Origin of the sequence: Variovorax sp. CCNWLW235 (assembly GCF_037204085.1) — a bacterium.
In the GTDB taxonomy this organism is placed as follows: domain Bacteria; phylum Pseudomonadota; class Gammaproteobacteria; order Burkholderiales; family Burkholderiaceae_C; genus Variovorax.
This window is the reverse complement of sequence record NZ_JBBCBW010000013.1, coordinates 1-16227: the sequence shown is the minus strand read 5'-3', so window position 1 is coordinate 16227 and position 16227 is coordinate 1. Positions and strand designations below refer to the sequence as shown.

General features: G+C 65.3%; 11 protein-coding genes. 6 read left to right on the top strand and 5 right to left on the bottom strand.

Annotated elements, in window-relative coordinates:
- Positions 1–10: 10 nt before the first annotated feature.
- Positions 11–493 (bottom strand): Lrp/AsnC family transcriptional regulator, encoded by a 483-nt coding sequence (locus tag V9L21_RS15635; RefSeq protein ID WP_337313338.1) that lies wholly within the window; start codon positions 491–493, stop codon positions 11–13.
- Between the two features lie 138 nt (positions 494–631).
- On the opposite strand from V9L21_RS15635, the gene glmS reads away from it, so the two are divergent.
- Positions 632–2512 carry a glutamine--fructose-6-phosphate transaminase (isomerizing) gene (gene glmS, locus V9L21_RS15630; RefSeq protein ID WP_337313336.1) on the top strand — a complete coding sequence of 627 codons (1881 nt, stop codon included), beginning with the start codon at positions 632–634 and terminating at the stop codon, positions 2510–2512.
- Between the two features lie 36 nt (positions 2513–2548).
- On the opposite strand, the gene V9L21_RS15625 is transcribed toward glmS, so the two are convergent.
- On the bottom strand, positions 2549–4693 hold the full coding sequence (locus V9L21_RS15625) for a glycoside hydrolase family 3 N-terminal domain-containing protein (protein ID WP_337313334.1): 2145 nt from the start codon (positions 4691–4693) through the stop codon (positions 2549–2551).
- A 131-nt stretch (positions 4694–4824) separates the two neighbouring features.
- Between V9L21_RS15625 and V9L21_RS15620 the strand changes: the two genes are divergently transcribed.
- The 4 genes from V9L21_RS15620 (at position 4825) to V9L21_RS15605 (ending at position 11530) form a co-directional block, all read left to right on the top strand.
- On the top strand, positions 4825–6120 hold the full coding sequence (locus V9L21_RS15620; RefSeq protein WP_337313332.1) for a glucoamylase family protein: 1296 nt from the start codon (positions 4825–4827) through the stop codon (positions 6118–6120).
- Complete coding sequence (locus tag V9L21_RS15615) at positions 6117–7496, top strand: glycoside hydrolase family 15 protein (RefSeq protein ID WP_337313330.1); 1380 nt, start codon at positions 6117–6119, stop codon at positions 7494–7496. Before V9L21_RS15620 ends, V9L21_RS15615 begins: the two co-directional genes overlap by 4 nt.
- 123 nt (positions 7497–7619) lie before the next feature.
- The gene (locus V9L21_RS15610) at positions 7620–9263 is read left to right on the top strand and encodes an ABC transporter ATP-binding protein/permease (protein ID WP_337313328.1); all 1644 of its coding nucleotides are present in this window, start codon (positions 7620–7622) and stop codon (positions 9261–9263) included.
- On the top strand, positions 9260–11530 hold the full coding sequence (locus V9L21_RS15605; RefSeq protein WP_337313326.1) for a CocE/NonD family hydrolase: 2271 nt from the start codon (positions 9260–9262) through the stop codon (positions 11528–11530). Before V9L21_RS15610 ends, V9L21_RS15605 begins: the two co-directional genes overlap by 4 nt.
- Here the strand turns inward: V9L21_RS15605 and V9L21_RS15600 are convergent.
- On the bottom strand, positions 11515–13188 hold the full coding sequence (locus V9L21_RS15600; RefSeq protein ID WP_337313324.1) for an alpha-amylase family glycosyl hydrolase: 1674 nt from the start codon (positions 13186–13188) through the stop codon (positions 11515–11517). The two genes, V9L21_RS15605 and V9L21_RS15600, sit on opposite strands and share 16 nt — an antisense overlap.
- 475 nt (positions 13189–13663) lie before the next feature.
- Positions 13664–14323, bottom strand: coding sequence for a tRNA-uridine aminocarboxypropyltransferase (locus tag V9L21_RS15595; protein ID WP_337313322.1), 660 nt, complete (start codon positions 14321–14323; stop codon positions 13664–13666).
- A gap of 210 nt (positions 14324–14533) precedes the next feature.
- On the opposite strand from V9L21_RS15595, the gene V9L21_RS15590 reads away from it, so the two are divergent.
- Entirely contained in the window at positions 14534–15016 is a 483-nt protein-coding gene (locus V9L21_RS15590) for a GreA/GreB family elongation factor (RefSeq protein WP_337313320.1), read from the top strand.
- Positions 15017–15430: 414 nt separating this feature from the next.
- On the opposite strand, the gene V9L21_RS15585 is transcribed toward V9L21_RS15590, so the two are convergent.
- A complete protein-coding gene (locus V9L21_RS15585; RefSeq protein ID WP_337313318.1) occupies positions 15431–15940 on the bottom strand; it encodes a DUF1993 domain-containing protein in 510 nt (169 codons plus the stop codon).
- Positions 15941–16227: the final 287 nt, after the last annotated feature.

Below are 16227 nucleotides of genomic sequence, written 5' to 3'. Positions count from 1 at the left end.
GGCGGGCGGATCAGCCCAGCGGCAGCCGGGGCTCGAACTTCGCGCGCTTCAGGCTGAAGAAGGCCTTGACGTTGCGCACGTTGGCGTCGGCGTTGAAGAGCCGCTGCGCCAGCGCGCCGTAGCCGGGCATGTCGCGGGCCGCCACCACCAGCACGAAGTCCGGGCCCGGCGAAACGCGCCAGCATTGCTGCACGGCATCGTCGGCAACTACGCGCGCCTCGAAGGCGTCGAGCGCCGCAGCGTCTTGCCTGTCGAGCGAAACTTCGACCACCGCCTGCAGGCCGTGGCCCTGCACCATGGCCAGGCGGTCGGGCGAAAGCAATGCGACTTGCCGCTCGATGAGCCCTTCTTGCCGCAGGCGCTGCACTCGGCGCAGGCAGGTCGGCGGCGAAATGCCGACGCTTTCGGCCAAGCGCTGGTTGGTTTGCGAGGCGTCGCGCTGCAGCGCGTCGAGCAGGCGCAAATCTATTGCATCCAGTGAGATTGATTCCATATATGCGTAAATTATGGAATAAAAATCCAAATTGGATGGGTGATGAAATAAATCGTCGAAATCCGCGCAATTTCGAATGCATATTTTCTCGCCTCATCTCTACCATGAGGCCTCCTCTTCATTCAAAGGCAGCTCACCATGTGCGGCATCGTCGGCGCAGCGTCCCATCGCAACATCGTTCCGGTCCTGGTCCAGGGGCTTCAAAGGCTCGAATACCGCGGTTATGACTCCTGCGGCGTCGCGGTTCATGCGGGTGGCCTCACGCGTGCGCGCACCACATCGCGCGTGGCGGACCTCGTCACGCAAGTGCGCGAAGACCATGTCGAAGGCCTGACGGGCATCGCCCACACGCGCTGGGCCACGCACGGCGCACCGGCCGTGCACAACGCGCACCCGCACTTCAGCCATGGGCCCGGCGCCGACGCGCAAGGCGCGCGCGCCGGCCGCATCGCGCTGGTGCACAACGGCATCATCGAAAACCACGAAGCACTGCGTGCAACGCTCGAAGCCAAGGGCTACGTCTTCGAGAGCCAGACCGACACCGAGGTGATCGCCCACCTGGTCGACAGCCTCTACGACGGCGACCTGTTCGAGGCCGTGAAGGCCGCGGTGCTGCAGCTGCACGGCGCCTATGCCATTGCCGTGATCTGCCGCGACGAACCGCAGCGCGTGGTCGGCGCGCGCGCGGGCTCACCGCTCATCCTTGGCGTGGGCAGGGAAGGCGGCGAAAACTTTCTTGCGAGCGATGCCATGGCCCTGGCCGGTGTCACCGACCAGATCGTCTATCTCGAAGAAGGCGACGTGGTCGATGTGCAGCCCGGCAAGTACTGGATCGTCGACCGCAGCCACAAGCCCGTCGAGCGGCAGGTGCGCACCGTGCAGGCCCACAGCGGCGCGGCCGAGCTCGGCCCCTACCGCCACTACATGCAGAAGGAAATCTTCGAGCAGCCGCGCGCCATTGGCGACACGCTCGAAGGTGTGGCCGGCATCGTGCCCGAGCTGTTCGACGGCATCGGGCAGGACGGCGCCACCGGTGCCAGCGCGCACCGCGTGTTCAAGGACATCGACAAGATCCTCATCCTTGCGTGCGGCACCAGTTATTACAGCGGCTGCACCGCCAAGTACTGGCTAGAGAGCATCGCCAAGATCTCGACGCAGGTAGAGATCGCAAGCGAATACCGCTATCGCGATTCAGTGCCCGACCCCAAGACGCTCGTCGTCACCATCAGCCAGTCGGGCGAAACCGCCGACACGCTCGCCGCGCTCAAGCATGCGCGATCGCTCGGCATGGAGCAGACCCTCACCATCTGCAACGTGGCCACCAGCGCCATGGTGCGCGAATGCAAGCTCGCCTACATCACGCGCGCCGGCGTCGAAATTGGCGTGGCCTCGACCAAGGCCTTCACCACGCAGCTGGCCGGCCTCTTTTTGCTGACGCTTGCCATTGCGCAAAGCAAGGGCCGCCTGAGCGAAGCCGACGAGGCGCGCTACCTGAAGGAGATGCGCCACCTGCCCGTGGCGCTGCAGTCTGTGCTCGCGCTCGAGCCGCAGATCATCGGCTGGGCCGAAGACTTCGCGCGCAAGGACAACGCGCTCTTCCTCGGCCGCGGGCTGCACTACCCGATTGCGCTCGAAGGCGCGCTCAAGCTCAAGGAAGTGACCTACATCCACGCCGAGGCCTATGCCGCCGGCGAGCTCAAGCACGGCCCGCTAGCGCTGGTGACCAGTGAAATGCCCGTGGTGGCCGTGGCGCCGAACGACACCCTGCTCGAAAAGCTCAAGAGCAACCTGCAGGAAGTGCGCGCACGCGGCGGCGTGCTTTATGTGCTGGCCGACGGCGACACCAAGATCAAGGGCAGCGAAGGCCTGCACGTCATCCGCATGCCCGAGCACTACGGTGCGCTGTCGCCGCTGCTGCACGTGGTGCCGCTGCAGCTGCTGGCGTATCACACGGCCTGCGCGCGCGGAACCGATGTCGACAAGCCGCGCAATCTTGCGAAGAGCGTGACGGTGGAGTGATTGGGCGCTGGCATCGTCGATGAAATCCGCAGTGCTTCAACACAACTCGATGATCTGGCGCAGCAACCCTGATTCCTCAGCACTCGGCCCGACAAAGACCTCGACTTCGCCTGCCTCGAACAAGGGCTGCAGGTCCGGCCCGAGGTAGCGCAACTCGGCCGCCGGCAGTTCCAGGTTCACCGAGCCGGCAACGCCAGGCATCAATCGCAGCTTCGCGTAGCCCTTGAGTTCCAGCAACGGCCGGGTGACACGGCTTCGCTTGCCGCGAATAAACAGGAAGACTGTTTCTTCAGCCTCGCGCGCGCCAACGTTGCGCAGTCTGACGCTGATCTTCAGCGTGTCCTGCTCGCACAGGCGGCGCGGCTCGACCTGAAGCTCTTCGTAGATAAACCGGCCGTAGGTCAAGCCGTGGCCGAAGGCATACAGCGGCGTGTTTTCGACGTCCTGGTACTTGCTCGTGAAGTAGTCGGCAGGATTGATCGGCCGGCCGGTGGGACGCTGGCCAAAGTAGATAGGCACCTGCCCGACTGCGCGCGGCCAGCTCATCGGCGTGCGACCTCCAGGCGACACCCGGCCCGTGACCACGTCGGCGATCGCATGGCCGGCTTCGATGCCGATGAACCACGCCGCCAACAGCGCGTCGGCGTGTTGGGCCAGCCAGGGGACGACCAGCGGGCGGCCCGAGAACAAGATTGCAATGACGGGGATGCCGAGCGCGCCTGCGCGTGCCGTCACCGCTTCGGCCAGGGCCTGTTGCCGGCCGGGAAGCGCGGGCGTGGCGCGGCTCGCCGCCTCGCCGCTCATCGTGGCACGCTCGCCCAGGCACAGCAGGATGGCGTCGGCGCCGTCGCAGAGCGCAATGGCAGCTTCGATGCCGCTGTCGTCGCCACCCTCGATGGCGACGCCGGGTGCATGGCGAATGTCGGTTTGCGGAAGCGCGGCGCGCAAGCCGGCAAGCACGCTGACGGCCGGCTCGTGTTCGCCGGCACCCCACCACGGGCCTTTCATCTCGGTGCTTGCATCGGCCAGCGGACCGATGACGCACAGTGCCTTCGGTGCAGCAGGCAAGGGGAGGGTGTCCCGCTCGTTCTTCAGCATGACGATGGCCTTGCGCCCGGCGTCGCGCGACAGCGTGTGCCGCTCGGCGACAACGGCCACGGGCTCCGGTGTCGCGCCGCGGCGGTAGGGATCGTCGAACAGGCCGAGCTGCTCCTTGAGTCGCAACACGCGGCGCACGCTCGCGTCGATCTCTTCGATGGTCACCCGTCCCTGCTCGAGCGCGATCGGCAGGCCCTTGCGATACGCGTCGGCCATCATGTCGATGTCGACGCCGGCCTTCAGCGCCAGTACCGCGGCATCGACGAGATCGGCCGCGACGCCGTGCTTGATCAACTCCGCGATCGCGTTGTAGTCGCTGACGATGACGCCGTCCCAGCCCATCTCGCCGCGCAGCCAGTCGCGCAGCAAGGGGATGTGCGCCGTCATCGGCACGCCGTTGAGATCGGTAAAGGCGGGCATCAGCGTCGCGACGCCGGCGCGGACCGCTGCTGCGAAGCCCGGCAGATGCACCTCGCGCAAAGTGCGCTCTGAAATGTCCACGGCGGCGTATTCCCGCCCCGCGTTGACTGCGCCGTACGCGACGAAATGCTTGGCGCAAGCGGCCAGCGATTCGGCCGATGACAGGTCGGCTCCCTGGAAGCCGCGCACCTTGGCCTCTGCGATGCGTGCGTTCAACCAGGGGTCTTCGCCGGGTCCTTCCGCGGTGCGGCCCCAGCGGGGATCGCGCGATACGTCGAGCATCGGCGCAAAAGTCATCGCCAGGCCGTCGGCAGCGCCTTCGCGCGCGGCCTCGCGCGCCGTTCGCTCCCAGAGGTCTTCGTCGAAGGTGCCGGCCTCGGCAAGCGGAATCGGAAAGAGCGTGCGATGGCCATGAATGATGTCCAGGCCGATCAAGAGTGGAATGCCAAGCCGTGACTTCTCGACGGCCAGCCGCTGCATCTCGTGTGTGGGGCCGGCGCCAACCATGTTCAGCAGATTGCCGACGGTGCCGTCGATGATCGACTGCGTGGAGTCCCCCGCGAGCACCGGCCCGGTGACCGTGTAGCTGGAGGCAGTCATCGTCAGTTGACCCAGCTTTTCGGCTAGCGTCATCCGGGCCATGAGGGTGTAGATGCGGCTCATCAGGGATTTCGAATAGAACCCAAGGGCCTTAATGATGGCATGCTGCGGGCGGAGAGCCTCGGCCGCGTTGCGCTGCCGACAATTCGGTGAAACCAAACGTGTTACCGAGACGACAACGAAAGGAGCCGTTCGTGCTGAAGGATGACAGGAACCCGAGGGCACTGGCAGCCCTGCCCGATGAAGCCTTGATCGACGCCGTGCAGCGGCAGACCTTCCGCTATTTCTGGGACGGTGCAGATGCCGCCAGTGGCTTGGCGCTCGACCGCCGCACGCTCGTCAGCGCCACGGGCGAAGACTTGGCCGACGAGAGGGTCGCGATCGGCGGCACGGGCTTCGGCATCATGGCCCTGATCGTCGCGGTGGAGCGCGGCTGGGTCGCGCGGGACGCAGCGCTGGAGCGCCTGGGGCGCATGCGGGACGCGCTCTTGCGCGCCAGGCGCTACCACGGCGCCTTCCCGCATTTCATGGACGGGGCGAGTGGCGCGACGATCCCGATGAGCCCCAAGGACGACGCGGGCGATCTGGTCGAGACCTCGTTCCTTTGCATGGGCCTGCTGTGTGCGCGCCAGTATTTCAGCGAGGACACGGCCATGGCGCGCCGGTTGCGCGGCGACATCGATACGCTGTGGCACGAGGTTGAATGGAACTGGTTTACCCAGGGCGGACAGGATGTGCTGTATTGGCACTGGAGCCCCAACCACGGCTGGGCCATGAACCACCAGGTGCACGGCTGGAACGAGTGCCTCATCACGTACTTTCTGGCGGCGGCCGCGCCACGCCATGCGATCGATCCGAAGGTCTACCACGGCGGCTACGCCTCCGGCCCCGACTTCCTCAATGGCCGCTCGTACCAAGGCATTGAACTGCCGCTGGGCCCGCCGAACGCCGGCCCGCTGTTCTTTGCGCACTACTCGTTCTGCGGCCTCGATCCACGCGGCCTGAAGGATCGCTATGCCGACTATTGGGATCTCAACAGCCGCCACGTGCAGATCAACCGCGCCCACTGCGTTGCCAATCCGCGGGGCTACGCGGGCTACGGCGAATCGTGCTGGGGCCTGACCGCGAGCGACGACCCCGACGGCTACCTTGCGCACGATCCGAACAACGACAACGGCACCATCTCGCCGACGGCCGCACTGGCCAGCTTGCCGTACGCGCCGGCCGAGGTGATGCAGGTGCTGCGGCATTTCCTCACCGCGCATGGCGAGCGGGTGTGGAGAGACTACGGCTTCGTCGATGCGTTCTGCGAGCAGCGAGACTGGTTCGCAGACACTTATCTTGCAATCGACCAGGGCCCGATCGTCGTGATGATGGAGAACCATCGCACGGGCCTTCTTTGGAAACTGTTCATGAGCGTGCCTGAAGTGCAGGCCGGGCTGCGCGCCCTGGACTTCAGCAGCCCGCATCTGGGGTCGCCTGAACCGTGACCTTCAGCGTGGCGAGCCCGCAAGATCCGGCTTTCGAGTCCTGGCTCGAAACTCAGCTGCGCCATTCGGCGAGCGCGATGCTGTCCAGCATCTCGCCGATCTCGATCGTCAAGCACCGACCGGGCTTCGGCCAGACCGTGCGGCCGATGGCCGGCGCCATCGTCGCCTCGCCCGTCCTCGCAGACTACAACCCCGACCCGGACTACTTCTTTCATTGGTTCCGCGATTCCGCGGTCGTCATCGATGCACTGCGCCTGCTCTACGCCGAAGGGCTCGTCAGCGACGAAGCCCTGCAGCACCTGCGCGACTTCACCCATTTCAGCCTGGAGTTGAACTGCCTCGACGGCCGCGCGGCTGCCGCGGTGGAGGACCGCAGCGCGTGCGTGGCCCCCGAGCTCCTGCAGTACCTGCGCGAGGACCATGACCTTGCGAAAGCTTTCGGCGACCTGGTGACCGCCGAGACGCGGGTGAACCCCGACGGCACGCTCGACGTCTGCCGATGGAATCGGCCCCAGCACGACGGCGCGCCGCTGCGCGCGCTGGCCCTGCTGCGCTGGGCAGCCGGCGGGCACCTCGACGCGCCGCTGCTGGCGGAGGTTTCCAAGCTGATCCGCTTCGATCTCGACTTCACGCTGCGTTATTGGCGCGAGCCGTCCTACGACATCTGGGAGGAGGAACTCGGCCACCACTACTACACACTGCGCGTTTCAGGGGCCGCGTTGGCCGAAGGCGCGGCATGGCTGGAGGGCTTGGGCGACACGGCGCTGGCGCAGCGCTGCCGGGATGAGTCGCAGGCCGTGCTGCGGCTGCTCGACGACTACTGGGTCGATGAACGGGACGGTGCGGCACACGGCTACTACCGCTCACGCGCACTGGTGAATGGGCGGCCCGGTCCGAAGGCGCTGGACATCGCGGTGATCCTGTCGGCGATCCACAGCCTTGGCACCGAGACGGCGCATGGACCGGCCGATCCGCGCATGCAGGCCACGCTGGTGCGCCTCGACGCGCTGTTCGATGCGGCCTATCCCATCAACCACGGCCGCGGCGCAGGCCTCGGCGCGGCGATGGGTCGCTATGGCGGCGACGTGTACTACTCGGGCGGCGCGTACTACTTCTCGACCCTCGGCGCCGCCGAGTTCTGCTTCCGCGCCGCAGCGGCGGCGGGCGGCGATGCACGCCATTGGTTCAAACGCGGTGACGCCTACCTCGCCACCGTGCGCGCGTACACGCCGGCCGGTGGTGAACTGTCGGAACAGTTCGACCAGCGCAGCGGCGCGCAGACCTCGGCCAAGCAACTGGCCTGGAGCCATGCCGCGTTCATTTCATGTGTCTCGGCGCGCCGCGTCGCGGCCGCCGCTTGCGAGGCATCGCGGTAGGCGATGAGCGCGAGGCCGAAGAACCCTGTCGAGCCGGCTGCAAGGACCGGTTTCTTCCGTCAGGTCAGCGAATTGCTCGGCGCCTTGCGCGTGTCCCCGGTCGCAAAAACGCTTGTCGCGCTGATGGCCGCGATCGTCGTGGTCGTCGCGCTCACGGCGTATGGGCAGATCGAACTCAACAGCTGGAACAAGCCCTTCTACGATGCAATCTCGCGCCGCGACCTCGGCGAATTCGTCGTGCAGGTAGGCGTCTTCGCAATCATTGCGGGCGTGCTGCTGGTCTTGAATGTCGCGCAGAGGTGGCTCGGCGAAACCTTGCAGCTGAAGCTGCGCGAGGCCGTGGTCAATGACCTCGTGGGGCTGTGGCTGCAGCCGCGCCGGGCGTTCTGGCTGCAAGCCAGCGGCCCGATGGGGGCTCACCCCGATCAGCGCATGCACGACGACACGCTGAAGCTGTGCGATCTGTCGGTCGCCCTCGGCGTGGGTCTGTTGCAGGCAACGATGCTGTTCGGCAGCTTTGCGAGCGTGCTGTGGGTCCTCTCCAAGGACTTCAGCCTCTTTTTCGATGGCAAGGACCACGTGCTGCCGGGCTTCATGCTGTGGGCGGCCATCGCTTATGCGGTCGCCGGTTCGCTGGTCACTTACTGGGTCGGCAACGGCCTGATCTCGCGCAACGCCGAGCGCTACGCGCGTGAAGGCGAATTGCGCTTTTCGCTGACGCGCATCAACGAGCATCTCGACGGCATCTCCCTGGCGGGCGGCGAGGCCGACGAGAAGCGCCGCGTTGCCATGCATTTCGGCGACGTCTTGCGCGCCACGTCTCGCGTGGTGCTCGGCCTGACCAACCTGACCTGGGTTACCGCGGGCTTCGGCTGGGTCACCATCATCGCGCCGACGCTGGTGGCCGCACCCCTCTACTTTTCGGGCAAGGTTTCGTTCGGCGGCTTGATGATGGCCGCCGCGGCGTTCACGCAGGCGCAGTCGTCGCTGCGCTGGTTCGTCGACAACTTCAGCATCATTGCCGACTGGCGCGCCACGCTGCTGCGAGTCGCCGACCTGCGCCGGATGCTGGCGTCCGATCTGGAGGCACAGGCAGGCGGCAGCCGCATCGCCTATGAGGAGGGCGGAGCCGAGGCGCTCGCGATCGAAGCGCTCGAGGTTCGCTCGTGGAGCGGCCACGACCGGCTGGACACCCCGGAGCTCGTTGTGCACCGCGGCCAGCGCGTCTTGATTCTCGGCACACCGGGCACCGAGAAGACCTTGCTGTTCCGGGCGCTCGCGGGCCTTTGGCCCTGGGGCTCCGGCACCGTGCGCCGGCCCGCCGGCGAGACGATCCACTACATGCCGCGCGGCACGCCCTACATTCCCCGCGGCACGCTGGCCGAAGTGCTGTCGTATGCGATGGAACCGTCGAGCTACCCCAGAGAAGCCATGGTGGCCGCACTGGCGAGTGTGGGCCTCCAGCGCCTGGAACCATTGCTGAACAAGACGGCTCGCTGGGAGCGCGAGCTCAGCATGGACGAGCAGTTGCGCCTTGGCTTCGCCCGGGTGGCGCTGCAGGCACCGCCCTGGCTGGTGATGGACGAAGCCTTCGGTGCGTTCGACGACGACACGCTCGAACTCATCATCGATGTTCTGGGCAAGCTCACGCACACGGGCATCGTCCACATAGGCTCGGCCGGACAAGCGCACGACCGGCTGTTCACGCAGGTGGTGCATCTGGTCAAGGCGCCGCCGAACGGCGTGCCCGAGGAGCAGCGACCATGAGATACCCCGGGTCGACCGTCAGTCGAGTCCGTCGCGCTCTCATGCGGCTGATTCCTGCGCTGCCCGCGTGGGCCTGGGCGGCGGATTTCGGCTTCCGGCCACCGCGCGATCCTGAAGATGCCACCGCGGCAGAGCTGATGCGCGATCTGGCCCTGCGCATCCTGCCTGTGTACCAGGACGCGGACACCGATGTCTTCCTGGCCAACCTCGCCGCTTTGCAGATCGTCAGCGGCGCCTACCGTGCAGCCTCCGACAGCAGCCGGGCCCTGCGCACCCGCCGCCAAGGCAAGCCGTTCGACGACCTGGTGCAGCGTGCGATCCTCGACGGCATCTATGCGCGTGCGCGCGCACTCGAAGCGAACGAGCGCCTCCACTTCGCCGAAGCCTTCGCGCGTGCGTTCCGGGAACTGGTGTCGCCGCTCGACAATGCGCAAGCCCAGGCCATCATGGCGCGGCTCGAAATCCCGGCGGCGGTGTATGCAGAGCCGCTGCGCCAAGCTTTCGATCTGTGGCGCGCGAAGGGCAGCCTCCCGGAGGCCGATGCCCTGGCGCTGGTGCGGACCTGGCATTCGTACGAGTCGCGCCGCAGCTTCGGCGCGCTGCTGCCCGAACTGTTCGCGGCGGAAAACCGCAACCGCTACGTGACGGAGGCCGACCTCAGGATTCCCGTGCGCGGCGGTGTCATCTTCGCAAGCCTGGTTCGGCCCGGCCGCACCAATGACGCAGTAGGCGCTCTGCCGACGCTGCTGCGCTTCACGCTCGATCCCGCCGAGGACGACGCCCATCGCAGCGCCGTCAAAGGCTACGTCGGCGTCACGGCGTACGTGCGCGGACGCACGCCCGACGGCAAGGGCGCCGTGTGGCCGTTCATCCGCGACGGCGAAGACGCCGCCGCCGTCATCGACTGGATTGCCCAGCAGGCGTGGAGCGACGGCCGCGTCTGCATGCTCGGCGACGGCTACTCCGGCTACACCGCCTGGGCCGCCGCCCGCTTGAGACCGGCCGCCCTCAAGGCCATTGCCACCATCGCGCCGATGGCGCCGGGCATCGACTTTCCGAAGGCCGGGCAAATCTTTCGCAACGGCATGGTCCGCTGGGCACGGGGGCATGCGGATGCCGAGCCGCTGCGGGCCGGCGCAGACGCCGGCCCGGACGCGACGTGGCAGGCACTCGACGCGCGGTGGTATCGAGGCAATCGCCCTTACTGGGACATCGACCGCGTCCTGATTGGCAAGCGCAGCAGGCTGATCCGCACCTGGCTGACGCACCCCAGCCACGACCGCTACTGGCAGAAGTTCCTGCCGTCGGCGCAGCAGTTTGCGCGCATCGACATTCCGGTGCTCAGCTTTGCCGGCTACTACGGCGCTGACGCCGGCGCGCTCTACTTTCACCAAGAGCATCTTCGCAACCGGCCGCAGGCCGACACGACGCTGCTGCTCGGCCCCTACGACGCGGCCTCGATTCGGCTCGGCACGGCGCCGACGCTGCGCGGCTACACGCTGGACCCCGTCGCACGCGTCGACCTGCCCGAGCTGCGCTTGCAATGGTTCGACCACATCCTGAAGGGAGCGAACAAGCCTTCTCTGCTGATCGACCGCGTCAACTACCAGGTGATGGGCGCGGACCAGTGGCGCCATGTGCCGACGCTGGACGCGCCGAAGCGCACCCCGCTACGCCTTTACCTCGACACCCGCGAGCGCGACGGCCCGCGCCGCCTGTTGCCGACTGCGCCCGAAGGCGGTGGCAACGCGCGGCTTTCGGTCGATCTGGCCGATCGACGTGACGTGCGCATCCCGTGGCCGGACGCGCTGCGCGCCAACCAACTGCCGACGCGCAACAGCATCAGCTTTGCCAGTGATCCGCTCCTGGAGGACACCGAAATCGTCGGTAGCCTGCGCGGCGTGTTCGACATCACGCCCTCGCGCCAGGACGTGGACTTCAACGTCTCGGTGTACGAGCAGACGGCAAGCGGCGAGTACCGACTGCTGTTCGATCCCTACGACTTCCGCGCCAGCTACGCAGCCAATCGCGTGCGTCGCAGGCTTCTTCGGGCCGGCGAGCGTCAGCTGCTCGCGTTCACCGCCGAACGCGTGACGGCGTGCAGGCTGGCGGCAGGCAGCCGCATCGTGCTGCTGATTGGCCTCAACAGGCGCCCCGACCGGCAGATCAACTACGGCAGCGGCAAGGACGTGAATTCGGAAACCATCGCCGACGCGAAGTGGCCCGTGCGCGTGCGTTGGCACGCGCGCAGCTATGTCGAGATATAGACCGGCAAGCCTTGATTGCTCATCATGTCGTCGGGGCCCTTGTCGTTCGCAGTGCCGATGACGACGCCTTCGCAAGGCGCCAGCACCAGCGGCCCCTTGATGAACTCGGCGCGCGCAGGGGCGGTCGATGCCAGCACGATCGGCTGGCGCGGCATCAGCGCCGGCGAGATCGGCGCCGGGCTGGCACCGAAGTTGAGGAGCACCACCAGCCGTTGTTCTTCGCCGTTGCGCGCATAGGCGAGCACCTCGCCCTCGGTTTCAAGCGCTTCATAGTTGCCCCGGTTCAGCGCAGGTTGCCTGCGGCGCAACGCGATGAGGCGGCGGTAGAGCGTCAGCATCGACCCTGCGTCGCGTGATTGCGCTTCCACATTGTTCGTGGGCCAATCGGCCGCCAGGCGCAGCCACGGCGTACCTGTCGTGAACCCTGCGTGCTCTCTGGCGCTCCACTGCATGGGTGTTCGCTCCGGGTCGCGGCCCAGGCCCATGCCGGGCTTGTTCTTCTCGAACGGGTCCTGCACTTCATCTGCGGGAATGGCAACGTCCGTCATGCCGATCTCGTCGCCGTAGTAGAGCGTTGGTGTGCCGCGCAGCGTGAGCAGCAGCATGGCCGCGAGCCGCGCCATCTGTGGCCCGACGCGGCTCGCAATGCGGGATCTGTCGTGGTTGCCCAGCACCCAGTTCGGCTGGGCGCCCGCGGGCAGGGCGGCTTCGTAGTCGCGCACCAGGCGGTCGATGCGCGCCGCCTGCCACTCGGTCGCAATCAGCTGAAAGTTGAAGGGCAGTTGCACGCCTTCGAGCACACCTTCGGCGTTGAGTCCGTAGTAGGCAACCAGGCGCGTGAGCGGCAGGTAGAGCTCGCCAATCAGCACGCGCGACGAGCGTGTGTCGCTGAACGCGTCGACCACCCGGCGCATCTCGGCCACGATCGGCTGCACCTCCGGCAGGTCCGTGTTGTAGAGCATCAACCAGCGAAAGAATGGGTCTTGGCCCTCCACGAAGTCCGGATTCGGCGGGTTGTCGCGGAACTCCGCGTCCTTGATGATTTGAGAGAGCACGTCGACGCGGAATCCATCGACGCCGCGCCGAAGCCAGAAGCGCAGCACCTCGTACATCGCGGCTCGCACTTCGGGGTTGCGCCAGTTGAGGTCGGGCTGCTCCTTCAGGAAAGAATGGGCGTAGTACTGGCCGGTGGCCGGATCGAAGGTCCAGGCCGGCCCGCCAAAATTGCTGAGCCAGTTGTTGGGCGGCCCGCCGCCCGGCGCCGGGTCGCGCCAGATGTACCAGTCGCGTCGCGCATCGCTGCGTGCGCTGCGGCTCTGCACGAACCACGGATGACGGTCCGACGTGTGGTTGGGCACGAAGTCCAGGATGATCTTGAGCCCTCTCGCGTGCGCCTCCTGCACCAGCGCATCGAAGCCGTCCAGCGTCCCGAAGCGCGGATCTATGTCGCAAAAATCGGAGATGTCGTACCCGAAGTCAGCCATCGGCGAGGGATAGATCGGCGAGACCCAGACCGCATCGACGCCGAGCGAGACCAGATGATCCAGCCGGGCGCGGATTCCGTCCAGGTCTCCGATGCCATCGCCGTTGCTGTCTTGGAACGAACGCGGATAGACCTGATAGACGATTCCGCACTTCCACCAGTTGTCGGCTGACATCTTGATCCCCTCATGGTCGGTCTCGAGCGGGTTCATTGTCTCTAGAAAGGGTGCAGGGGATCGAACATTCCGTTCTACCAGCATCATGGTTTCGAGGTAATAGGCGAGATTCAGGTGGGTTCGGCACCGGCCGTCACGCCCATGCTCCGTAAACCCCGCCGACCAGGAACCTGACCCCAGCGGAACTGGACCGGTTCTTGCGCTCCCCGGACGCAAAGGCAGATGCGGCCAGAACCGCTCATCCAAATGAAGTCTTTCAGTTCAGGCGGCTAGTCGAGAACAGTGCCGCATGCGGAAACGCTGAACGGTCCGGTGACGGTGTCTCAGACTTCATGACGACCGCGATCTCGTAAAGCCTCGCATCGCTGAGGGTCAAGAGTTGCGAGTTTGGGAAGGAAGATTCATCGGGGAGGCCACAGTTCTAGCCTTGTACTGGTAGGCTGCACCCGACCAAACCAGCCATTTAGCTGGTCACTTAAATGAACCCCGTAACCCTTGGTCGAGGGCAGGACTTGTCGGTTTGCGCGTTTCGCTGCCCGCCAGCCTGCTCCAAGTACTCTACAAACCCGTCGAAGGCATTCAACAAGGGCTGGAACCGCGCCGCACCGCCTTCCAGTTGGCACAAGGCGTAGCAGGTCGCCTCCAGCGTGGAAAGTTGGTCGGACCTATGGGCTTTGCGGATACGGTAGTGCGAAGGCGGCGGGTTGTGCAGGGCCAAGCGGGGCAACTGTTGCAGTGGCGGGCTTTGATAGAGCATCTTTCGGCTTTTGCGCCAGGTGCCGTCCAGCACGACTAGGCGCAGGCGCGACTGGGCTTCCGGCCACTCGGGCGGTAGCGGGGGTGGGCGCAGGTCCGGGGCGGTATCTTGCAGACTGTCCGGGTACAGCAGCAGCGTGTGCTTGCCGTCCACGGGCCAGACGGGCACGGCAAATGCCTCACCCACCACCAAACGGCACTGCGCCAAGCTGAGGTGCAGCAGGCGGGCACTGCCTTTGGCCTGGTGTACCTCCAGCGGGTGCTGCAGCACTATTACCTCCACCGCGTGGGCGGTGGGCGCGACCCAGCGGCAAATGCAGGCGCGGAGCGAGCGCAGGCAAGCGGTGCACTGGGGGCGTGGGACTAAAGCGGCGGACATGGCTGGACTTTATTCAGCGTGCCTGGCTAGACAATGCGTGGAAGGAGATGTCTCTTAGCTTTGGCGCGACCACCGGCAGCTTTGGACAATGTCGGAAGACCGCAGTGGGGGCCGCAACTGAGGTTAACCTGCAGCACAAGCGTTGAAGGTTCTGGAGCCCTTCATATTCAAAACCTACCCCCCGCTTGCTCGAGATGCCGAACTTTCGTCATGGATAAATTCTTGCTGCAACAGCAGGTGCTGGAGCGGCTCGCTGAAGACCTGCTGCAAGCCGAGCAGGCAGTGCGGGCGGCCCATGAAACGGCGACTCACGAAGAGAACATCGCCGAAAACAAATACGACACATTGGGGCTCGAAGCCGCCTACCTGGCCACCGGCCAAGCTCGGCGCGCCGAAGCGATCCGCCATGCGATGGCCAATTGGCGCCAATTCCGCCCGCGTCCCTACGACGCCAGCAAAGGTATACAGCTCGGCGCGCTGGTCTGCCTAGTCGATTCCGACGACAAGCAGCAACTGCTTTTCCTCGGTCCGAATGAGGGCAGCATGAAGTTGGTCAGCGGCGCTCAGCTCGTTCAGGTCATCAGCAGCGAAGCACCTTTGGGCAGGGCCATGCTGGGCAAATGCGAAGGTGATGAGGTGTCGATACAGGTGGCTCTAACCCGACGGCAATTTGAGGTGCTACGGGTTCATTAAGCCGCAAGCAAGTTCACGCCGAACTGGCCGAGGTCAGCAGACGTTCAGGCGTCGTGAACGTACCGGCTGGCTGGCAAGGTCAGCAGTCCGTTGAAACCGGCCACTGGGTCCGAGATGACACTGGCGCATGAATGACCGCTGCATGGCCAAAACCGTGAACTCGGGGGGCCAACATCACCGACAGAAATCGCTGCATCGCCGCCATCAGCAGACCAACGTCGAACGCTCGCAACGGGTCGACTTTGTAGTTCACGGACTAACGCAGCAGACAGTTGGTCAGCTTTGACCAAGCGCCAAGCAAAGTACGGTAAATAAAGCCTCCATCCACAGTTAGCTGAAATCGCGCAGCGACGGAGGCGCTAGTTGCTATCGAGCGGCAGTGGCCAGAGTGGCTGAACTCCTGTCTGTCTTGGGTTAGTAGGCACCCATGTAGTCGCGCTTACCGATCTCAATACCGTTGTGGCGCAAGATGGCATAGGTGGTAGTCACGTGGAAGAAAAACTGCGGCAGTCCATAGTGCAGAAGATATGCGCCTGCGATCAGCTTCTTTTCCTTGGGGGTGCCGGGGCGCAATACGATCTCGCGGCTCTCGTTTGAATCAAATTGCTCAGACTTGAAGGAGCCGATATGGGCCAAAGCTTTGGCGATCAACGCTTGCAGGTCGGCGAAGCTGACCTCAGTGTCAGGCCAGGACGGCACCTCGGCACCAGCCAGGCGGGAGGCGATGCCCTTGGAGAAGTCTGCGGCGATCTGTACCTGACGTACTAGCGGAAACATGTCAGGGAACAGCCGCGCCTGCAGCAGCGCATTTGGATCGATATTTTTTTGCGTCGCGTGGTCTTCGGCCTTCTTGAGCACGTCGGACAGGGCGCGCAGCATCTGCTGCATGACGGGAACGGAGGCGTTGTACAGCGGGCTGGTCATAGTGAGTTCACTTCTAAAATTGGGCACGATGGCCGGAGTTGGCGTGGCAGAGGCCCTGCCGACCATGTAAGGCTAACAGCACAGGGCGAACTGAATCGCCCCGGCTTTTGTGGCCCAGCTTTTCTTCCCGCTGGTAGTCGGAGCAACCGTGTTGAAGGGCAGTTCACTAGCAAGAAGCGGGCGTCAATTGCAGACGCACGACAGACGCGATCGGCCGAGGTCGTGTGAAAACACTTCGTTGATGGCTTCGCTCCAAATAAAATCTGCCAACCCGTCAGAACGAGGTG

Bases quoted from the DNA above. Each gene is read 5' to 3' on its own strand.
- V9L21_RS15625 (WP_337313334.1), bottom strand. From the start codon at position 4,693: ATGAGCCGCATCTACACCCTCATGGCCCGGATGACGCTAGCCGAAAAG.
- V9L21_RS15590 (WP_337313320.1), top strand. From the start codon at position 14,534: ATGGATAAATTCTTGCTGCAACAGCAGGTGCTGGAGCGGCTCGCTGAA.
- V9L21_RS15585 (WP_337313318.1), bottom strand. From the start codon at position 15,940: ATGACCAGCCCGCTGTACAACGCCTCCGTTCCCGTCATGCAGCAGATG.
- V9L21_RS15605 (WP_337313326.1), top strand. From the start codon at position 9,260: ATGAGATACCCCGGGTCGACCGTCAGTCGAGTCCGTCGCGCTCTCATG.
- V9L21_RS15595 (WP_337313322.1), bottom strand. From the start codon at position 14,323: ATGTCCGCCGCTTTAGTCCCACGCCCCCAGTGCACCGCTTGCCTGCGC.
- V9L21_RS15610 (WP_337313328.1), top strand. From the start codon at position 7,620: ATGGCCGCGATCGTCGTGGTCGTCGCGCTCACGGCGTATGGGCAGATC.
- V9L21_RS15635 (WP_337313338.1), bottom strand. From the start codon at position 493: ATGGAATCAATCTCACTGGATGCAATAGATTTGCGCCTGCTCGACGCG.
- glmS (WP_337313336.1), top strand. From the start codon at position 632: ATGTGCGGCATCGTCGGCGCAGCGTCCCATCGCAACATCGTTCCGGTC.
- V9L21_RS15600 (WP_337313324.1), bottom strand. From the start codon at position 13,188: ATGTCAGCCGACAACTGGTGGAAGTGCGGAATCGTCTATCAGGTCTAT.